17 protein-coding genes and 1 pseudogene are annotated in these 18,618 nt (G+C 70.1%); 12 read left to right on the forward strand and 6 right to left on the reverse strand.

All coding sequences use genetic code 11. From position 1 onward, the window contains the following. A pseudogene (locus FE633_RS00005) lies at positions 1–295 on the forward strand (oxidoreductase); the annotation flags it as partial. A 76-nt stretch (positions 296–371) separates the two neighbouring features. Further along, the gene (locus tag FE633_RS00010) at positions 372–695 is read left to right on the forward strand and encodes a plasmid stabilization protein (RefSeq protein WP_138042898.1); all 324 of its coding nucleotides are present in this window, start codon (positions 372–374) and stop codon (positions 693–695) included. Here the strand turns inward: FE633_RS00010 and FE633_RS49645 are convergent. Together FE633_RS49645 and FE633_RS00020 are read right to left on the reverse strand one after the other, a co-directional pair. Beyond that, positions 614–850, reverse strand: coding sequence for a pentapeptide repeat-containing protein (locus FE633_RS49645; RefSeq protein ID WP_138043130.1), 237 nt, complete (start codon positions 848–850; stop codon positions 614–616). The two genes, FE633_RS00010 and FE633_RS49645, sit on opposite strands and share 82 nt — an antisense overlap. Beyond that, positions 847–1,143 carry a YciI family protein gene (locus tag FE633_RS00020; protein WP_138042899.1) on the reverse strand — a complete coding sequence of 99 codons (297 nt, stop codon included), beginning with the start codon at positions 1,141–1,143 and terminating at the stop codon, positions 847–849. Before FE633_RS00020 ends, FE633_RS49645 begins: the two co-directional genes overlap by 4 nt. Before the next feature lie 52 nt (positions 1,144–1,195). On the opposite strand from FE633_RS00020, the gene FE633_RS00025 reads away from it, so the two are divergent. Then, positions 1,196–1,879 carry an endonuclease V gene (locus FE633_RS00025; protein WP_138043131.1) on the forward strand — a complete coding sequence of 228 codons (684 nt, stop codon included), beginning with the start codon at positions 1,196–1,198 and terminating at the stop codon, positions 1,877–1,879. Positions 1,880–2,038: 159 nt separating this feature from the next. After that, the gene (gene mmpA / locus FE633_RS00030; protein WP_162931372.1) at positions 2,039–2,185 is read left to right on the forward strand and encodes a morphogenic membrane protein MmpA; all 147 of its coding nucleotides are present in this window, start codon (positions 2,039–2,041) and stop codon (positions 2,183–2,185) included. 10 nt (positions 2,186–2,195) lie between these two features. Here the strand turns inward: mmpA and FE633_RS00035 are convergent, their stop codons facing one another. Further along, entirely contained in the window at positions 2,196–3,398 is a 1,203-nt protein-coding gene (locus FE633_RS00035; RefSeq protein ID WP_138042900.1) for a saccharopine dehydrogenase family protein, read from the reverse strand. A 114-nt stretch (positions 3,399–3,512) separates the two neighbouring features. On the opposite strand from FE633_RS00035, the gene FE633_RS00040 reads away from it, so the two are divergent. From FE633_RS00040 to FE633_RS00055, 4 genes are all read left to right on the forward strand, one after another. Beyond that, positions 3,513–3,893 (forward strand): MmcQ/YjbR family DNA-binding protein, encoded by a 381-nt coding sequence (locus FE633_RS00040; protein ID WP_138042901.1) that lies wholly within the window; start codon positions 3,513–3,515, stop codon positions 3,891–3,893. 125 nt (positions 3,894–4,018) lie between these two features. Then, positions 4,019–5,158: a CaiB/BaiF CoA transferase family protein gene (locus tag FE633_RS00045; RefSeq protein ID WP_138042902.1), complete on the forward strand. Its 1,140-nt coding sequence runs from the start codon at positions 4,019–4,021 to the stop codon at positions 5,156–5,158. A 157-nt stretch (positions 5,159–5,315) separates the two neighbouring features. Continuing rightward, positions 5,316–6,530, forward strand: coding sequence for an acetyl-CoA C-acetyltransferase (locus FE633_RS00050; RefSeq protein ID WP_138042903.1), 1,215 nt, complete (start codon positions 5,316–5,318; stop codon positions 6,528–6,530). A 29-nt stretch (positions 6,531–6,559) separates the two neighbouring features. Next, positions 6,560–8,749 (forward strand): 3-hydroxyacyl-CoA dehydrogenase NAD-binding domain-containing protein, encoded by a 2,190-nt coding sequence (locus tag FE633_RS00055; RefSeq protein WP_138042904.1) that lies wholly within the window; start codon positions 6,560–6,562, stop codon positions 8,747–8,749. 31 nt (positions 8,750–8,780) lie between these two features. On the opposite strand, the gene FE633_RS00060 is transcribed toward FE633_RS00055, so the two are convergent. After that, positions 8,781–9,485 (reverse strand): MerR family transcriptional regulator, encoded by a 705-nt coding sequence (locus FE633_RS00060; RefSeq protein ID WP_138042905.1) that lies wholly within the window; start codon positions 9,483–9,485, stop codon positions 8,781–8,783. A gap of 169 nt (positions 9,486–9,654) precedes the next feature. After that, entirely contained in the window at positions 9,655–11,178 is a 1,524-nt protein-coding gene (locus FE633_RS00065) for a M1 family metallopeptidase (RefSeq protein ID WP_171059741.1), read from the reverse strand. A gap of 228 nt (positions 11,179–11,406) precedes the next feature. On the opposite strand from FE633_RS00065, the gene FE633_RS00070 reads away from it, so the two are divergent. The 3 genes from FE633_RS00070 (at position 11,407) to FE633_RS00080 (ending at position 16,494) form a co-directional block, all read left to right on the forward strand. Continuing rightward, positions 11,407–13,368 carry a Xaa-Pro dipeptidyl-peptidase gene (locus FE633_RS00070; RefSeq protein WP_138042906.1) on the forward strand — a complete coding sequence of 654 codons (1,962 nt, stop codon included), beginning with the start codon at positions 11,407–11,409 and terminating at the stop codon, positions 13,366–13,368. After that, positions 13,368–14,657, forward strand: a complete 1,290-nt coding sequence (locus FE633_RS00075; RefSeq protein ID WP_138042907.1) for a M14 family metallopeptidase — start codon at positions 13,368–13,370, stop codon at positions 14,655–14,657. The genes FE633_RS00070 and FE633_RS00075 overlap by 1 nt, the downstream gene beginning before the upstream one ends. A 127-nt stretch (positions 14,658–14,784) precedes the next feature. Beyond that, complete coding sequence (locus FE633_RS00080; RefSeq protein ID WP_138042908.1) at positions 14,785–16,494, forward strand: BCCT family transporter; 1,710 nt, start codon at positions 14,785–14,787, stop codon at positions 16,492–16,494. A gap of 8 nt (positions 16,495–16,502) precedes the next feature. Here FE633_RS00080 and FE633_RS00085 read toward each other — a convergent pair whose 3' ends face one another. After that, positions 16,503–17,459, reverse strand: a complete 957-nt coding sequence (locus FE633_RS00085; protein ID WP_138042909.1) for an FAD-dependent oxidoreductase — start codon at positions 17,457–17,459, stop codon at positions 16,503–16,505. Between the two features lie 66 nt (positions 17,460–17,525). Here FE633_RS00085 and FE633_RS00090 point away from each other — a divergent pair, with 66 nt between their 5' ends. Beyond that, positions 17,526–18,545, forward strand: a complete 1,020-nt coding sequence (locus tag FE633_RS00090) for an oxidoreductase (protein WP_138042910.1) — start codon at positions 17,526–17,528, stop codon at positions 18,543–18,545. Positions 18,546–18,618 lie beyond the last annotated feature (73 nt).

An 18,618-nucleotide genomic window follows, 5' to 3' on the forward strand; every position in this document is an offset into this window, starting at 1 on the left:
CGACTACCGGGCCGACCAGGCGTCACCGCGGGCGGCCGCGGTGACCGGCGACGGCGGCCGCACCTGGGGGCCGGCTGCGCAGCCGCCGCCCGCCTACCGTTCGGGCGTCGCCTGGCTCCCGCACAGCCGCTCGGCCGCCCTCGCGGTCGGCCCCACCGGCACCGACCTCACCACGGACGGCGGCCGCACCTGGCGCACCCTCGACACCGGCTCGTACGACACCGTCGACTGCACGCCCGACATGGGCTGCTGGGCCTCTGGTGAGAAGGGCCGCGTGGCACGGCTGGAGCGCTGATGCGAGCGGACTCGGGCCGTGCTTGGGTGGAAGAGGGGCCGCTTTGAGCAGTCATCCAGCAGTGAGGAGCGCGGTCATGCCACGTGGCTCGAGTCCCAAGCGGGAGCGGCAGTACGAACACATCAAGGAGAGCGCCCGCGAACGCGGCGAGAGCGAGCGGCGCGCCAAGGAGATCGCCTCGCGGACCGTCAACAAGGAACGTGCCCGGAGTGGCGAGTCCAAGACCGCGAGCCGTACCTCGACCCAGGACATCTCGTCCGGCCGGCGTGGCGGTCTGCGGTCCCACAAGGGAGCGGGAGGACCCACGTACGAGCAGCTCTACGAGGAGGCGAAGAGCCGCAACGTCGAGGGCCGCTCCAAGATGAACAAGGAGCAGCTGTCCCGGGCTCTCGGGCGCTGAGGATCTGTCACGGAGCCGGGGTCTCTGCGTCGAGGCAGTCGAGGCGCCTCTGAGCAGGTGTCTTTGAGTGAGGTGTCTCTGAGCGAGGCGCCTCTGAGCGAGGCGCCTCTGAGCGAGGCGCCTCTGAGCGAGGCGCCTCGTGAGGCCGGGCTCAGCCGAGCGTTTCGCGGAACCGCTCCAGTTCGGGCGCCGTCTTCGTCGCGACGAACTCGGTGATCCGGTACTCACACACGCCCGCGACGACGAAGGGGTCGCTCGCCGTGATCTTCTCGACCGCCGCGCGACTGCCGGCGACGGCCAGAATCACGCCACCGTCACGAGGGTTCTTGCGCCCGGACGCGAGGAAGGCCCCTGCCGCGTACTGCTGGTCGAGCCACCGGACGTGTTCTTCCATAACGGCGTCGACGGCATCGATCGGGGCGGTGTAGGTCAGCTCCAGTACGAACATGATCGCGAGCCTACCCGCCGCCCCCTCGGCTCCCCGTACGCTCGACGGCACCATGACGACCGTACGCATCCCCGCGGGCTGGCCCGCCACCGAAGACCAAGCGCGTGCCGTGCAGGACGAGTTGCGAGGGCGGGTGGTCCTCGACGAGCCGGGGCCCGCGCCGGGAACCGGCCGGGTGACGGGGGTCGACGTGGCCTACGACGACGAGCGGAACGTCGTCGTGGCCGCGGCGGTCGTCCTGGACGCCGCGACCCTCGACGTCGTGGCCGAGTCCACGGCCGTGGGGCAGGTGTCCTTCCCCTACGTTCCGGGTCTGCTCGCCTTCCGCGAGGTCCCGGCCGTCCTCGCTGCCCTCGACGCCCTGCCGTGCGAGCCGGGCCTGGTCGTCTGCGACGGCTACGGCCTCGCCCATCCCCGCCGCTTCGGCCTGGCCAGCCACCTCGGCGTCCTCACCGGCCTCCCGACGATCGGGGTCGCCAAGAACCCCTTCACCTTCGCGTACGAGGAACCCGGCGCTCCGCGCGGCTCCTCGTCCCCGCTGCTCGCGGGCGAGGAGGAGGTCGGCCGCGCGCTGCGCACCCAGAAGGGGATCAAGCCGGTCTTCGTCTCGGTCGGCCACCGGGTGACGCTGGACAACGCCTGCGCTCACACCCTGCGCCTCGCACCGCGCTTCCGCCTCCCGGAGACGACCCGCCACGCGGACGCGCTGTGCCGCCGGGCCTTGAAGACGACCTGACGGCGAATCTGCTTACGCTCCTGATCACGGCTCTGATCACGGCTCTGATCACAGCGCTGATTGCGGCTCTGATCACATCTGCTGAGTACGTCTTCTGAGTACCTGTTCTGAGTATCTGTGCGGATGCCGGGCGCCGTCATGATCGGCAGGCTGTGCCGCATGACGACACACCGTGCCTCGAAGCCCGCCGCCAACCCCAGCCAGCCCGTCGAGCGTGCCGTGATGGCGGGACTGATCCTCGCGGTCCTCGCCGGAGTCGGCTGGATAGCGGGGATGATCTACACGGTCATGGGGTGGCCGCTTTGAGGCAGACCTCCTAGGACCTGTCCGGGCGCGAGGCCGCGACCCGGAAGCTGATTCCCGCCTCGCGCAGGCGCTCGATGAGCGCGTCGCCCATGGCCACCGCCGTCGTGACCTGGCCAGAAGTCGGGGGAAGGTCGTCGAAGGCCAGGCACAACGCGGACTCGGCGAGCATCTTGGCGGTCTCCCCGTACCCGGGGTCGCCGCCGGCGACCTCCGTGAAGACCCGGCGTCCGCCGCCCTCGCCCACGAACCGTACGGAGAACCAGCTCTTCGCCCGCTTCTTCTCGCTCGGCCCTTCCCCGGGCTTGAGCCGGCCGGACAGCCAGCGCCGGGCGGGCGGCAGCTGCGCCGCCGCGAACACCGCACCGGCCGCGGCCACCCCGCCCACCGCGAACGGCAGCCGTTTCACGGCCGCGTAGTGCCGGTAGCGGAATTCGGGCCCGTACCGCTCCAGGGCCCGGGCCGACCGCTGCACGATCCGCGGATCGATCGTGGGCAGCGGCAGCGCCCACATGCCCACCTCCTTGGCGTACCGCGGCGCGCTCTGTGGTGCGTACGCGCGTCGGCCGACCACCCGCGGCTCGTGCCGCTTTCGGTCCCGCGCCGCGGCCACCATGTGCCGCCCGCGTGAGAACTGGTTGAGGGCGGAGGCGAACGTGCCGCCCGAGAACATCGCCTCGGAGCGCACGAATCCGTCCACGGTCAGCGGCACCCCTTCGGGGAGCTGCTGGACGGTGAAGTACGCGCCCAGGTCGTGCGGAATCGAGTCGAACCCGCACGCGTGCACGAGCCGCGCCCCGGTCTCACGCGCGCGTGCGTCGTGCCGCACGTACATGAGGTCCACGAACTCCGGCTCTCCGCAGAGGTCCAGATAGTCGGTGCCGGCGTCCGCGCAGGCGGCGAGCAGTTCCTCGCCGTACTCGAGGTAGGGCCCCACGGTCGTGGCGAGCACGCGCGTGTGCTGCGCCAGTTCGCGCAGGGAGGCCGGCTCGTTGACGTCCGCCCGGAGCAAAGGCAACTCGGCGCAGGCCGGGTCGATGGAGGTCAGCCGATCGCGCAGCCGCTCCAGCTTCGCGGCGTCGCGCGCCGCGATCGCCCAGCGCAGCCCCTCGGGGGCGTGTGCGGCGAGATACTCCGCGGTGAGCGCTCCGACGAATCCCGTGGCTCCGAAGAGCACGATGTCGTACATGCGCTCCGTCCTGTCCTGCCTGCCCATGGCACCTCTCAGCCGTGCACCCCGCGCCGTTGTCGGTGGCTGAGGCTAGCGTGAGGTACGAGTATCCGAACCAGTACCCCGTACGAGGAGCCGAACCAAGGACCGGAGGCAGCCGTGCCCGCGACCAGGAGTGCGCTCAAGAAGTGGGAGCAAGTGCGTGATTTCGCCCTCGGCCTGCCGGGCGCGGCCGAGGAGTTCCCCTGGGGCGAGAGCGTCGCGAAGGTCAACAAGAAGGTCTTCGTCTTCCTCGGTGTGGACGACGGCAGCCATCCGCTGGGCATCACCGTGAAGCTCAAGGACGACGCGGCGCACGCCCACGCGATGACCTCGCCGGGCGCCGGGCCCGCCGGGTACGGACTCGGGAAGGCGGGCTGGGTGAGCATCCCGCTGGAGGAGAAGGGCGCCCCGGCCGCGGAGCTGCTGTGCGACTGGGTCGAGGAAAGCTTCCGCACGATCGCCCCGAAGAAACTCATAGCGGAGCTGGACGCGCGCTGATTCCCCTGGAGGCGCAGAGCTTCCAGAATGGGCTAAGCGCTTGCTTGCCAGGGTCTTGTGCCGTGTGGAACGTGTTCTTAACATCGCTGATGTTACATCAGAAGTGTCACAGTGCTGGGGGCTTGATGGCAGAGGCAGGGACGGCGGGGACCGGCCCGCTCGCCGGGGTGCGCGTGGTCGAGCTGGCAGGCATCGGGCCCGGCCCGTTCGCCGCCATGCTCCTCGCCGACCTGGGCGCCGACGTGGTCCGCGTGGACCGGCCGGACGGCGCGGGACTCGCGATCAACCCGCAGTACGACGTGACCAACCGCAACAAGCGGTCCGTGATCATCGACCTGAAGGCGGACGACGGCCCGGACCACGTCCTCGACCTGGCCGAACGCGCGGACATCCTCATCGAGGGCTACCGCCCGGGCGTCGCCGAGCGCCTCGGCGTCGGCCCCGAGGCCTGCCAGGCCCGCAACCCGAGGCTCGTCTACGGGCGGATGACCGGCTGGGGCCAAGAGGGCCCGCTGGCCCCGCGCGCGGGGCACGACATCGCGTACATCGCGCTGACCGGCACGCTCGGCATGATCGGCGCACCGGACGGGCCGCCCGCCGTCCCCGCCAACCTGGTCGGCGACTACGCGGGCGGCTCCCTCTACCTCGTCGTCGGCGTCCTCGCCGCCCTCCACCACGCCCGCGCGAGTGGCACGGGACAGGTCGTCGACGCCGCCATCGTCGACGGCGCCGCACACCTGGCCTCGATGATCCACGGCATGCTGGCCGCGGGCGGCTGGCAGGACCGGCGCGGCGCGAACCTGCTCGACGGCGGCTGCCCCTACTACGGCACGTATGAGACGGCCGACGGCCAGTACATGGCGGTGGGCGCGCTCGAGCGGCGCTTCTACCAGGAGTTCGTCGACCTGCTCGGCATCGCGGAACACGCCTCGGCCCACAAGGACCCGGCGCGCTGGCACGAACTGCGCGAGACGGTCGCGGCCCGCTTCAGGACACGTACGCGCGACGAGTGGACGGCCGTCTTCGAGGGCTCCGACGCATGCGTGGCGCCCGTCCTGTCGCTGAGCGAAGCGCCGCACCATCCGCACCTTGCCGCCCGCGGCACGTTCACCGACCACGACGGCATCACCCAGCCCGCTCCCGCACCCCGCTTCTCCGCCACCCCCGCCGCGGTCCGCAGCGGGCCCGCGCGACCGGGCGCCGACACCGCCGACGTGGCCCGCGACTGGGACGTACCCGGCCTCCCGCAGGGCGGCCCTCCATGAACCGGCAGATCTTCGAGGGCCGAATAGCCGAAAGTACCTCGTCGCCGCCAAGGCCCTGACCGACGGCCGTATCCCCCCTCTACGGCGGGACGACCGAGATCATGAAGGAGATCATCGGCCGGTCCCCGCATGGCTGACCCCATGGAAAGGCTTACCAGTGAGCACCGAAGCGTACGTGTACGACGCGATCCGCACCCCGCGGGGCCGCGGCAAGGCGAACGGCGCCCTGCACGGCACGAAGCCCATCGACCTGGTCGTCGGGCTCATCCACGAGATCCGGGGCCGCTTCCCGGACCTCGACCCGGCCGCCGTCGACGACATCGTGCTCGGGGTCGTCGGCCCGGTCGGCGACCAGGGCTCCGACATCGCCCGCATCGCGGCCGTCGCGGCGGGCCTGCCGGACACGGTGGCCGGCGTCCAGGAGAACCGCTTCTGTGCCTCCGGCCTCGAAGCCGTCAACCTGGCCGCCGCGAAGGTCCGTTCGGGCTGGGAGGACCTCGTCCTCGCGGGCGGCGTCGAATCGATGTCGCGGGTGCCCATGGCCTCCGACGGCGGCGCCTGGTTCGCCGACCCGATGACCAACCTCGCCACCAACTTCGTCCCGCAGGGCATCGGCGCCGACCTCATCGCCACGATCGAGGGCTTCACCCGCCGGGATGTCGACGAATACGCGGCGCTCTCCCAGGAGCGCGCAGCCGCGGCCTGGAAGGACGGCCGCTTCGAGCGGTCCGTCGTCCCGGTCAGGGATCGCAACGGCATCGTCGTCCTGGACCACGACGAGCACATGCGTCCGGGCACGACCGCCGACTCGCTCGCGGGGCTCAAGCCGTCGTTCGCCGACATCGGCGACCTGGGCGGCTTCGACGCCGTGGCGCTGCAGAAGTACCACTGGGTGGAGAAGATCGACCACGTGCACCACGCGGGCAACTCGTCCGGCATCGTGGACGGCGCCTCGCTCGTCGCGATCGGCTCCAAGGAGGTGGGGGAGCGATACGGGCTGCGCCCGCGCGCCCGCGTCGTCTCCGCCGCCGTCTCCGGCTCCGAGCCCACCATCATGCTGACCGGGCCCGCGCCCGCCACCCGCAAGGCGCTCGCCAAGGCCGGGCTGACCATCGACGACATCGACCTGGTCGAGATCAACGAAGCCTTCGCGGCGGTCGTCCTGCGCTTCGCCAGGGACATGGGCCTGTCCCTGGACAAGGTCAACGTCAACGGCGGCGCCATCGCACTCGGTCACCCGCTGGGCGCCACGGGCGCGATGATCCTCGGCACCCTCGTCGACGAACTGGAGCGCCAGGACAAGCGGTTCGGCCTCGCCACGCTGTGCGTCGGCGGCGGCATGGGCATCGCCACCATCGTCGAGCGCATCTGAACGTCCCGTCCCCTTACGGAGAAAAAGCCATGACCGAGAGCACCACCATCCGCTGGGAACAGGACGAGACCGGCGTCGTCACCCTCGTCCTCGACGACCCCCACCAGTCCGCGAACACCATGAACCAGGCGTTCCGGGAGTCGCTCACCACGATCGCCGACCGCCTGGAGGCCGAGCAGGACTCCGTCCGCGGCATCATCTTCACCTCCGCCAAGAAGACCTTCTTCGCGGGCGGCGACCTGCGCGACCTGATCGCGGTCACCCCCGAAACCGCCCAGTTCACCTTCGAGCGGAGCCTCGCCGTCAAGCGCGACCTCCGCCGCATCGAGAAGCTGGGCAAGCCCGTCGTCGCCGCCATGAACGGCGCGGCCCTGGGCGGCGGCTACGAGATCGCCCTCGCCTGTCACCACCGCGTCGCCCTCGACGCCCCCGGCTCCAAGATCGGCTGCCCCGAGGTCACCCTCGGCCTGCTGCCCGGAGGGGGCGGCGTGGTGCGGACCGTACGGCTGCTGGGCATCGCCGACGCGCTGCTGAAGGTGCTCCTCCAGGGCACGCAGTACAGCCCGCGCCGCGCGCTCGACAACGGTCTCATCCACGAAGTGGCCACCACCCGCGAGGAGATGCTCGCCAAGGCCCGCGCCTTCATCGACGCCCACCCCGAGTCGTCGCAGCCCTGGGACCAGCCCGGCTACCGCATCCCGGGCGGCACACCCTCCAGCCCGAAGTTCGCGGCGAACCTGCCCGCCTTCCCGGCCAACCTGCGCAAGCAGACGAACGGCGCGCCCTACCCCGCCCCGCGGAACATCCTCGCGGCCGCGGTCGAGGGATCCCAGGTCGACTTCGAGACCGCCCAGGACATCGAGGCCCGCTACTTCGTGGAGCTGGCCGCGGGCCAGACCTCCAAGAACATGATCCAGGCCTTCTTCTTCGACCTTCAGGCCGTCAACTCCGGCGCCAATCGCCCCCAGGGCATCGAGCAGCGCCAGGTCCGCAAGGTCGCCGTCCTGGGCGCCGGGATGATGGGCGCCGGGATCGCCTACTCGTGCGCACGCGCGGGCATCGACGTCGTCCTCAAGGACGTGTCGCCCGAGGCGGCGGCGCAGGGCAAGGGCTACTCCGAGAAGCTCTGCGCCAAGGCCGTCTCCCGCGGACGTACGACCCAGGAGAAGGCCGACGCGCTGCTCGCCCGCATCACTCCCACCGCCGCGCCGGAGGACCTCGCGGGCTGCGACGCCGTGATCGAGGCGGTCTTCGAGGACCCGGCGCTCAAGCGCAAGGTGTTCAAGGAGATCCAGCACATCGTCGAGCCGGACGCGCTGCTGTGCTCCAACACCTCGACCCTGCCCATCACCGCGCTCGCCGAAGGCGTCGACCGGCAGGGCGACTTCATCGGACTGCACTTCTTCTCGCCCGTCGACAAGATGCCGCTCGTCGAGATCATCAAGGGCGAGCGGACCGGTGACGAGGCCCTGGCCCGAGCCTTCGATCTCGTACGGCAGATCAAGAAGACCCCGATCGTCGTCAACGACTCGCGCGGCTTCTTCACCTCCCGGGTCATCGGGCACTTCATGAACGAGGGCGTGGCGATGGTCGGCGAGGGCATCGAGCCCGCCTCCGTCGAACAGGCGGCGGCCCAGGCCGGTTACCCGGCCAAGGTGCTCTCGCTCATGGACGAGCTGACGCTCACCCTGCCGCGCAAGATCCGTACGGAGACGAAGCGGGCCGTCGAGGAGTCCGGCGGCACATGGGCCACGCATCCCGCCGAGGCCGTCATCGACCGCATGATCGACGAGTTCGGCCGCACCGGCCGCAGCGGCGGGGCGGGCTTCTACGAGTACGTCGACGGCAAGCGCGCGGGGCTCTGGCCCGGACTGCGGGAGCACTTCACACGCGAGGGCGCGGACATCCCCTTCGAGGACATGCGGGAGCGCATGCTCTTCTCGGAGGCGCTGGACACGGTCAGGCTGCTGGAGGAGGGCGTGCTGACGTCTGTCGCCGACGCCAACATCGGGTCCATCCTCGGGATCGGCTTCCCCGGCTGGACCGGTGGTGTCCTGCAGTACATCAACGGATACGAGGGCGCCCCCGGGGTGGGTGCCGGCCTGCCCGGCTTCGTGGCCCGCGCGCGTGAGCTCGCCGAGCGCTACGGGGATCGGTTCACTCCGCCGGCGCTGCTCGTGGAGAAGGCGGAGAAGGGCGAGCGGTTCAGCGACGCTTGAGCATGGGCCGATGAGAGCCGCGCGGGGTGGCTCAGGACTCCTTGAGCCACTCCCGCAGCTCGTCCTTGAGGGAGCGCTGGAACGTGGTCAGGAGGGCCTGCACCACGAAGGGCTGCATGTGCGCCGACAGGGACTTCACCGCCGCCATCGACTCGCGCTCGGACACCTCGGCCTGAAACAGCCGGGACAGTTCACGGGCCGCCGCGCGCGTGTGCTCCATCAGGACAGCGCGCGCGGCGAGGATCGTCTCGTGCGCGATCGGTACGTCGAGCAGCTGAACGCCCAGCCGGAGCAGGCCCGGATCCACACGAAACGCGCCCGCGTCCTCGGTTCGTGCGAGGACGTTCATCGCGGCGAGCCGCTCCAGATCCTCCTCGCTCAGCGGGCGACCGGCCCGGCGCTCCAGTTCGGCGCGGCTCAACTCCTCCGCCGAGTCGGGCGCCCATGAGGCCACCACGGCACGATGGATGGCCAGGTCGTGGGCGCTCAGATCGGCCGGCAACTGCTCCACATACCGCTCGATCGCGGCCAGCGTCATCCCCTGATGCTGCAACTCCTCGATCAGCACGAGCCGGGACAGGTGCCGCTGCCCGTAGAACCCGACCCGGCGCGGACCGATCACGGGCGGCGGCAGCAGCCCTCTGGTGCCGTAGAAGCGGACCGTACGGACCGTGACGCCCGCGCGCGCGGCCAGTTCATCGACGGTGAGATCCGGCTCCTCGGTGTCCGTCGCCATGGCTGCTCCTCGGGTCCTACGGGCCTACGCGCCTTGCACCGCACTGCGTCAGTGCGGTGCAACAGTATTGCTGTCTCACCGGTGTTGTGCAGGCGAGTCCCTGAGCGAGGACGCCGCGGAGTGCAAGAGCGGCGAGCGGGCGCGGGATCGCCCGCCCGCCGCTCCCGCGTCAGTGTTCGCGCGCGGGCGCGTCTTCGTGCTCGTGCTCGTGCACGTCGTTCGTCGCGGCGATCTTCTTCCAGGACTTCGGCTGCGCCGGAGTGCTCGCGGAGCGAGAAGCGATCGACGCGTCCCGGGCCGCGGGTGCGCTCGGCTTGGACGCCTGGTAGAGCCAGGTGTCGAAGAGGGCCGCGAGGGGCTGACCCGAGACCTTCTCGGCGTACTTCAGGAAGTCGCCGACAGTCGCGTTGCCGTGCGCGTACTGCTTCGGCCAGCCCTTCAGGATGGCGAAGAACGCCTCGTCACCGATCTCGTTCCGCAGCGCCTGGAGGGCCAGCGCCCCACGGTCGTACACGGCGATGTGGAACTGGTTCTCCGGCCCCGGATCCCCCGGCTTGACCGTCCAGAAGGCGTCGTCGGCCGGATGCGACGCGTACACGTAGTCCGCGATCTCCTGCGCCGTGCCCTCGCCCTCGTGCTCCGACCACAGCCACTGCGCGTACCGCGCGAAGCCCTCGTTGACCCAGATGTCCTTCCATCCGGCGACGGACACGTAGTCGCCGTACCACTGGTGGGCCAGCTCGTGGACGACCACGGACACGTTGGTGCCGTTCGCGAACTGGCGCGGGCTGTAGAACGGCCGCGTCTGCGTCTCCAGCGCGTACCCGGTGGTGGTGTTCGGGACATAGCCGCCGAGCGCGTTGAAGGGGTACGGCCCGAAATACTCGGTCAGCCAGTCGGCGATCTCCCCGGTCCGCTCGATGCTCGCCCGCGCGGCCCCGTAGTTGTCGCCCAGATCCTTGCTGTAGGCGTTGACGATGGGGATGCCGCTCTCCGACGTCCCGGTCGTCACGTCGAACCTGCCGACCGCCAGCGTGGCGAGATACGTGGCCTGAGGCTTGTTGGACCGCCAGTTGTACCGTGTCCAGCCGAGCCGCGAAGTCGCCGACTGCAGCGTGCCGTTGGAGATCGCCTGCGTCCCGTCCGGCACCGCCACCGACACGTCGTAGGTGGCCTTGTCCAGCGGATGGTCGTTGCTCGGGAACCACCACCAGGCCGCCTCGGGCTCGTTCGCCCCGACTCCGCCGTCCGGCGTGCGGTGCCAGCTGGTGAACCCGTACGCCTTCTTCGAGGACGGTACCCCGCTGTAGCGCACCACGACGGTGACGGCCGTGCCCTTGGGCAGCGGTGTCTTCGGCGTGATCTCCAACTCGTGCTCGCCGGAGGTCGTGAGCGACGCCTTCGCGCCGTTGACCCTCACCTCGCTCACGTCGAGCAGGAAGTCCAGATTGAAGCGCGACAGGTCCTGTGTGGTGGTGGCCAGGAGGGTCGCCGTCCCCTCCAACTTGTCCGATTCAGGCTGGTACTTGAGCCGGAGGTCGTAGTGCGAGACGTCGTATCCGCCGTTGCCGTACGCCGGGTAGTAGGGGTCGCCGATGCCCGGCGCCCCAGGACTGTAGTCTGCCGCCGATGCCGGGATCGCCAGCATCAGGGAGGCCGCGAGCGCGCCCGGGGCGATCAGTCTGCGGTGCACGAAAGCTCCAAGTCGTAGGGTCCCAAGGTCAGTTCGCAGACTATTCACTCGCTGTGGTCCCGGTCGTGTCCACGGCCACCGCTGTCACACGATCGCCATTCGGCCGACATGAGCCAATCCGTCCCACGGACCTTTCACTGCCTACTCGGGGCCCAATCCGTCCAGCCTGCCTCTCCGACCCCGAACGGCCCTCTTTTGCCCGGGAGTTGACCGGGGTACCTTCCGCGCATGCCGATACGTGCGCGCCACATGCGCCTCACCACCTGGAGAACGTTCGCGACGGCGGCCATCGCCGCCCTGATGGCGGCGTTGCTCACCCCGGTCTCCGCGCACAGCGCGCCACGGGAGAGCAAACCCGTCTACTCGTACGAGAACGCGATCCGCGAATCCGTATGGGTCGACACCGGGCTCGACGGCGACTCGGACGGGAAGACGGACCGTGTCGCCGCAGACATCGTCCGGCCGCGCGAACCTGCCCAGCAGGGCCGCAAGATACCCGTGATCATGGACGCCAGCCCGTACTACTCCTGCTGCGGGCGCGGCAACGAGAGCCAGAAGAAGACGTACGACGCCCAGGGCAACGTCGTCCAGATGCCGCTGTTCTACGACAACTACTTCGTGCCGCGCGGCTACGCCTTCGTCGGCGTCGACTTCGCCGGCACCAACCGCTCCGACGGCTGCGTGGACGTCGGCGGCCGCTCCGACGTCCAGTCCGCGAAGGCCGTCGTCGACTGGCTGAACGGCCGGGCCAAGGGCTACACCTCCCGCACCGGCACCGTCCGCGCCAAGGCGGGCTGGACCAACGGCAACACCGGCATGATCGGAAAGAGTTACGACGGCACCGTCGCGAACGGGGTCGCCGCTACGGGAGTCGAGGGCCTGAAGACGATCGTCCCGATCGCCGGCATCTCCTCCTGGTACGACTACTACTTCGCCAAGGGCGCCCCGCTCTACGACTCCGGCCCCGACTGGCTGTCCGACTACGTCGAGAGCCCGGACGCCCGCGCCAAGTGCGCCGCCGTCCAGAAGCGCCTCGTCGACGAGGCCCCGCGCACGGGCGACTGGACGAAGCTGTGGACCGAGCGCGACTACGTGAAGGACGCCGGCAAGGTCGACGCGAGCGTCTTCGTCATCCACGGCATGCAGGACCTCAACGTCCGCCCCAAGCACTTCGGCCAGTGGTGGGACGCTCTCGCCAAGAACGGTGTCGAGCGCAAGATCTGGCTGTCGCAGACCGGCCATGTCGACCCCTTCGACTTCCGCCGCGCCGAGTGGGTGGACACCCTGCACCGCTGGTTCGACCATGAACTCCTCGGCTACGACAACGGCATCGACGACGAGCCCATGGCCGACATCGAGCGCGCCCCCGACCAGTGGGTGACATCCACCGTCTGGTCGCCGCACGGCACGGATTCCGTGAGCCTGCGCCCCGGCAAGGGCGAGCAGGCCGGCGTGGGGACCCTTGGGCTGCGTACCGGATCGGGCACCGAGACGTTCACCGACAACCCGCAGCAGAGCGAGACCGACTGGGCCGCGCAGATCGACCAGTCCACCGCCGGCAAGGCAGGATTCATCACCAAGCCGCTCACCAAGAGCCTGCGCCTGTCCGGCTCCTCCAAAGTGACGGTCACGGCCACGCCGAGCACCTCGACGGCCCACCTGTCCGCGGTCCTCGTCGACCTGGGCCCGGACACCATCCGCGACTACGCGGATGCCGCCGAGGGCATCACCACGCTCACCGACCGCAGCTGCTGGGGCCCGAGTACCACGGGCGACAGCTCCTGCTACAAGAAGACACAGGCCAAGACCGCGGACGTCGACTACACCGTCTTCAGCCGCGGTTGGGCCGACCTCGGCAACTACGCCTCGGACCTGAAGGGCGTCCCGCTCACCCCGGGCAAGCCGTACACCATCACCCTCGACCTGCATGCGAGCGACCACGTGATCCCGGCCGGCCACCGGCTGGCGCTGATCGTCGCGGGCACCGACAAGGACCTCATCGACCCGCCCTCGACCCAGCCCACACTCAAGCTCGACCTGTCCCGTACGACGGCCAGCGTGCCGCTCGTCGGAGGCACCCGGGCCTTCACGGCCGCCACCTCGGGATCCGCGCACATCACGCCCGAGGCCGCCCTCGACGGGGTCGCCGACCCCCGCACCCCGCAGCGCGTCCCCGGAGGAAGCCGTTGATGACGCCCCGTCACATCAAGGCCCTCGGCCTGTCCGCCATGTCCGCGGCGGTGCTCCTCGGGCCACTCCTGACGGTGCCCGCCCTCGCGGCCGCGACCCCGCCGCGTACCGGATTCGAGCGGACCGACGGCGCACGCTGGACCAGTCAGCCCGAGGAGCAGGACTTCCTGGCCGCCGTCGACAAGGCGAGCGGCCGGGTCTCCGTGAACCGGATCGGCACCACCCGGCAGGACCGCCCGCTCCAACTCGTACGCGTCGGCAGCGGGCGCACCGCCGCCCACACCGTGCTGCTCGTGTGCAGTCAGCACGGCGACGAGCCGTCCGGACGCGAGGCCTGCCTCACCACCATCCGCGACCTCGCCTACGCGAAGGACGCGCGCACCCGGGCGTTCCTCGACCGCACCACCCTGCTCGTCGTTCCCACCGCCAACCCGGACGGGCGGGCCGCCGACACCCGTGGCAACAGCGACGGCGTCGACATCAACCGCGACCATCTGTCGCTGGGAACGGCCGAGGCCCGGGCCATGGCGGCCGTCATCCGTGACCGCAGGCCCGACGTGATCTACGACCTGCACGAGTACGGGGCCACACCGCAGTACTACGACAAGGACCTGTTCGACCTCTGGCCGCGCAACCTCAACACCGACGGGGCCGTGCACGACGAGGCGCAGACGTTGTCGGAGGGCTATGTGCGGCCCGCGGCTCGCACAGCGGGGTACTCGACCGGGACGTACGGCATCTGGACCGACCCCGAGACCGGCGACCCCGTCAAACAAGTCGCGGGCGACGGGCAGGAACGGATCCTGCGGAACATGTCCGGCGTCAAACACGGGGTCGGGCTGCTCATAGAGAGCCGCGTCGATCCCCTGACCGACGCGGAAAAGGCCGACGAGGCGCTCAACAACCGGCGCCGTGTCCACTCCCAGCTGGCGGCACTGGACGGGCTGTTCGCCTATTCGGGCGAGCGCCGCACCCGGATCGAGGCGGCCACGTCGGCCGCCCGGCTCGCCGGCTACCGGGACAGCGGACCGGTCTACGTCGGCGGCGCCGACAACGACCCGGCCGAACCGTCCGAGATCATCCAGGATCCGCCCTGCGCCTACCGGCTCACCGCCGGGCAGTACGCGGATCTGAAGGACGAGTTCGCCCTGCACGGAGTCAAGGTGACAAAGGACGGTGACGGCACTTATGTGCCGCTACGTCAGTCCCTGCGGGCACTTGTCCCGCTACTCCTCGACGAACGTGCGCCCTATCACCTCGCGGTCGGAGAGCCTGTGAACGATTGCTGAGTCGATCACGATTGGAAACAGGCGCACCTGTGGTAGGTCGTAGAGACATGAACGACAGAGGAATACGTAGAGACATGAACGACAGAGGAATAAGTGTCGCTACGGCTTTCGGGGGAAGGTGCCGCGGATGACAGAGGATCTGAAGAAGCGGGGAGGTCTGGGAGAGTCGGCGGACATCCCAGGCACCCCCGCCCATAACACCGACCGCGTGGTGTTCGGCGTCACCGCCGCGCTCACCGTCGCCTTCGTAATCTGGGGTGCGGTCGCGACCGACTCGCTGGAGAGCGTCTCCACCGACTTGCTCGGCGGACTCATGCACAACGGCGGTTGGGCCTTCATGCTCGCCGCCTCCGGCTTCGTGGTCTTCGCGCTCTGGCTCGCGGTCAGTCGCTACGGACGGATCCACCTCGGAACGGAGGGCGAGGAGCCCGAGTTCCGCACCGTGTCCTGGGTCGCGATGATGTTCAGCGCCGGCATGGGCATCGGCCTGATGTTCTACGGTGTGAGCGAGCCGCTCTCCCACTACACCACGCCCCCGCCGGGCACCAGCCCCGCCGACTCGGCGGAGCGCATGGAAACGGCGATGGCCACCACCCTCTTCCACTGGACGCTCCATCCCTGGGCGATCTACGCCGTGGTCGGACTCGCCATCGCCTACAGCACCTTCCGCAAACGCCGGCGTCAGACGATCAGCGCGGTCTTCACCCCGCTCATCGGCGAGAAGCACGCGAACGGCAGCGCCGGCCGCGTGATCGACATCCTCGCGATCGTCGCCACGGTCTTCGGCTCCGCGGCCTCACTGGGCCTCGGCGCGCTCCAGATCGGCTCCGGCTTCACGGAGCTGAACTGGTTGGACGAGGTGAGCACCACGTTGCTCGTCGCCATCATCGCCGTACTGACGGCGGCCTTCGTCGCCTCGGCCGTCTCGGGTGTCGAGCGGGGCATCCAGTGGCTGTCCAACATCAACATGGTGCTGGCGCTGCTGCTCGCCCTGTTCGTGTTCGTCGCCGGTCCGACCGTCATCATTCTCGATCTGCTGCCGACGTCGATCTTCTCCTTCCTGGGTGACCTGCCGCAGCTCGCGGGCCGCACCGAGGCCAGCGGCGGCAAGGGCGTAGCGGACTGGCTGGGCAGCTGGACCGTCTTCTACTGGGCCTGGTGGATCTCCTGGACGCCCTTCGTCGGCATGTTCATCGCCCGCATCAGCCGCGGCCGCACCATCCGCCAGTTCGTCGGCGGCGTCATCCTCGTGCCCAGCACCGTCAGCCTGGTCTGGTTCGCGTTCTTCGGCGGTTCGGCGATGAAGCTGCAGGAGGGCGACCGGCTCGCCAAGGAGGCGACGCCCGAGGGCCAACTCTTCGGTGTCCTCCAGGAGTTCCCCATCGCTACGGCCACCAGCCTGCTCGTGATGATCCTGGTCGGCATCTTCTTCGTCTCGGGAGCCGACGCCGCGTCCATCGTGATGGGAACGCTCTCGCAGAAGGGTGCGCTCGAACCCAGCCGTCTCGTCGTGGTGTTCTGGGGCGTGGTGACCGGAGCCGTCGCCGCGATCATGCTCCTCATCGGCAGCGGCAAGGGTGACGCGCTCACCGGCTTGCAGAACCTCACCATCCTCGCGGCCGCGCCCTTCGTGGTCATCATGATCGGGATGTGCGTCGCCCTCATGCGTGACCTGCGCAAGGACCCGGTCATCGTGCGGAGCGCGATGGGCTCTGAGGCCGTCGAACTCGCCGTGATCCAGGGCCACAAGGAGTACGACGGCGACTTCGGACTCAGGGTCGGCCCCGGCCCCGGCACCGAGACGGAAGGGGATCCGCTCGGGCACGAGCACCGCTGAGCCAGGCGTCAGCGGGAGGCGGCAAGCCGGGCCGCCTCCCGCGCGCAGCCCCACGCCACAGTGACGCCGGCCCCTCCGTGCCCGTAGTTGTGCACCAGCACCGAACCGCCGGGCAGGAGTTCACGCTCGATCCGCACCGCGTGGCGCGCGGGCCGCAGCCCCACGCGGTGCTCGAGGACCCGCGCCCCGGCGATCTCCGGTCGCACCGCGGCACAGCGCCGCACGATCTCCTCGGCCACTCCGGGGTCGGGCGTCAGCGACCACTCGCCCTCTTCCGCCGTCCCGCCGAGTATCAGCGTGCCCGGCTGCGGGAAGAAGTACGTCCCTTTGTCGCCGGAGTCCACCGCGGTCAGCCAGGTGGTCACGCCCGGGTTCTCCACGACGACCAGCTGCCCCCGCACGGGCCACATCCCTGGATCCGGTACGAGCTCCCGTGCGCCGAGCCCCGTGCAGTTGACCACGACCGGCGCCGCGACCTCCGCGAGATCCGTGACATGCCGCTCCTCGATCGTCCCGCCTGCCCTGACGAACCGCTCGCGCAGCCAGGCCAGATGCACGGGCATGTCGATCATGGGCAGCCGCGCCCACAGTCCCGGCCCCGGCAGGGGGTACTCCTCGGCCGTCGCCGCCCGCAGCCCCGGCACCCGCGCCGCCCACGGTCCCAAGTCGTCCAGCGATGTGCCACCGTTTACGCCCTCGACCATCCGTACGCCGGTCTCGTCGGGCCGCGCCGCCAACTCCTCGTACACGGACAGTGATTGGAGTGCCCACTCGCCGACGAGTGCCTCCGGCTCGATGCGGTACGGCCACCACAGCGCGCCCGCAACAGCCGAGGTGGTCCGCTCGGCGGGCTCTCGCGTCCAGATCCGGACACGTAGGCCGCTCTCCGCGAGGACGACGGCCGTCGTCAGTCCTATGACACCGCCACCGACCACTGTCACGTCACTGCTCAGCTCACTGTTCACAGGCGGACGTTAACGGAATGTGCCATGCCGTGCTCACATCACCCCCAGTCTGGGGATACTCACACCATGTCTGCCGAGTACGCGACCTTCGGCCTGGCACCGGCCATGCGTGCCGGTGGAGTCCTTGCCAACGGTGACTACCAGGTGCACCGGGATTTCGTGGACTTCATCGTCAACGGACAGCCGCTGCTCTTCCAACTCTCCGACCTCGACGCCGTGTCCCCCCTCGCCTCCGACGTGCCGCCCGCGATCTTCACCGCGCAGGTGCGCAGTCTCCTGCTGGAAGCCGACGCCCCGTTGGAGGGCGGTCGGTACGTGATCTACGGCTGTCCCGAATGCGCGGACCTCGCGTGCGGCGCCGTCACCGCGATGATCGAGAAGCTGGGTGAGGACTATGTGTGGCGCGACTTCGCCTGGCAGACGGACGAGCGGGCGGATCTGGAGCTGAACGGCTATCACGGCATCGGCCCGTTCCGCTTCCGCGGTGCCGAGTACCGTGACGCGCTGGGCTCCCTGCTCACGGGCCCCGGCGGCGAGCGTCGCCGCGTCCTGCTGATCGGTGCCCGCGTCGCCGTCCTCGCCAAGCTCGCCGCCGCACTGCGCACCATCGGCATCGGCGCCGAGATCACCCGGGACGCCACCGACGTCCCCGCCGACGAACTGCGCACCTACGGCGCCGTCGCCTTCGGCCGCGCCGTCGGCGAGCAGGAGCGTGCCTCCGTACGGCGGGCCTTCGAACGCGCCGGCGTCGAGGTCGCGTACGTCGACGGTCTCGCCCCGATCATCCCGCTGCTCGTCGCGCAGATCGAACACGCCCTGGACCGCAGCCCCCAGGACCAGCGCCGCCTCACCCGCCTGGTCGCCGCCGACGGCGAGGCGGGCGTGGAGGTCACCTCCACCTGCCGGGTGCAGCTGATCGCGTACCGGCTGGACCGGCTGTACCGCACGCACGCGTACGAGGTCTTCGACGGCGTCCTGGACGCGGGCCGGCACCGGCTCGCGCTGGACGCGAAGGCCACGAAGGGGGAGGCCTTCATCGTGGCGCGGACGTCGGGGAGCGTGCTGGTGGAGGCGATGGCGCGCTGAGGGCGGGGCGGTGGCCCGGAGCGGTGATGGCGCGCTGAGGGCGGGGCGGCGGAAGCGGAGAGGCGGTAGGCGC

Origin of the sequence: Streptomyces montanus, from assembly GCF_005786655.1 — a bacterium.
Taxonomy (GTDB): Bacteria; Actinomycetota; Actinomycetes; order Streptomycetales; family Streptomycetaceae; genus Streptomyces; species Streptomyces sporangiiformans.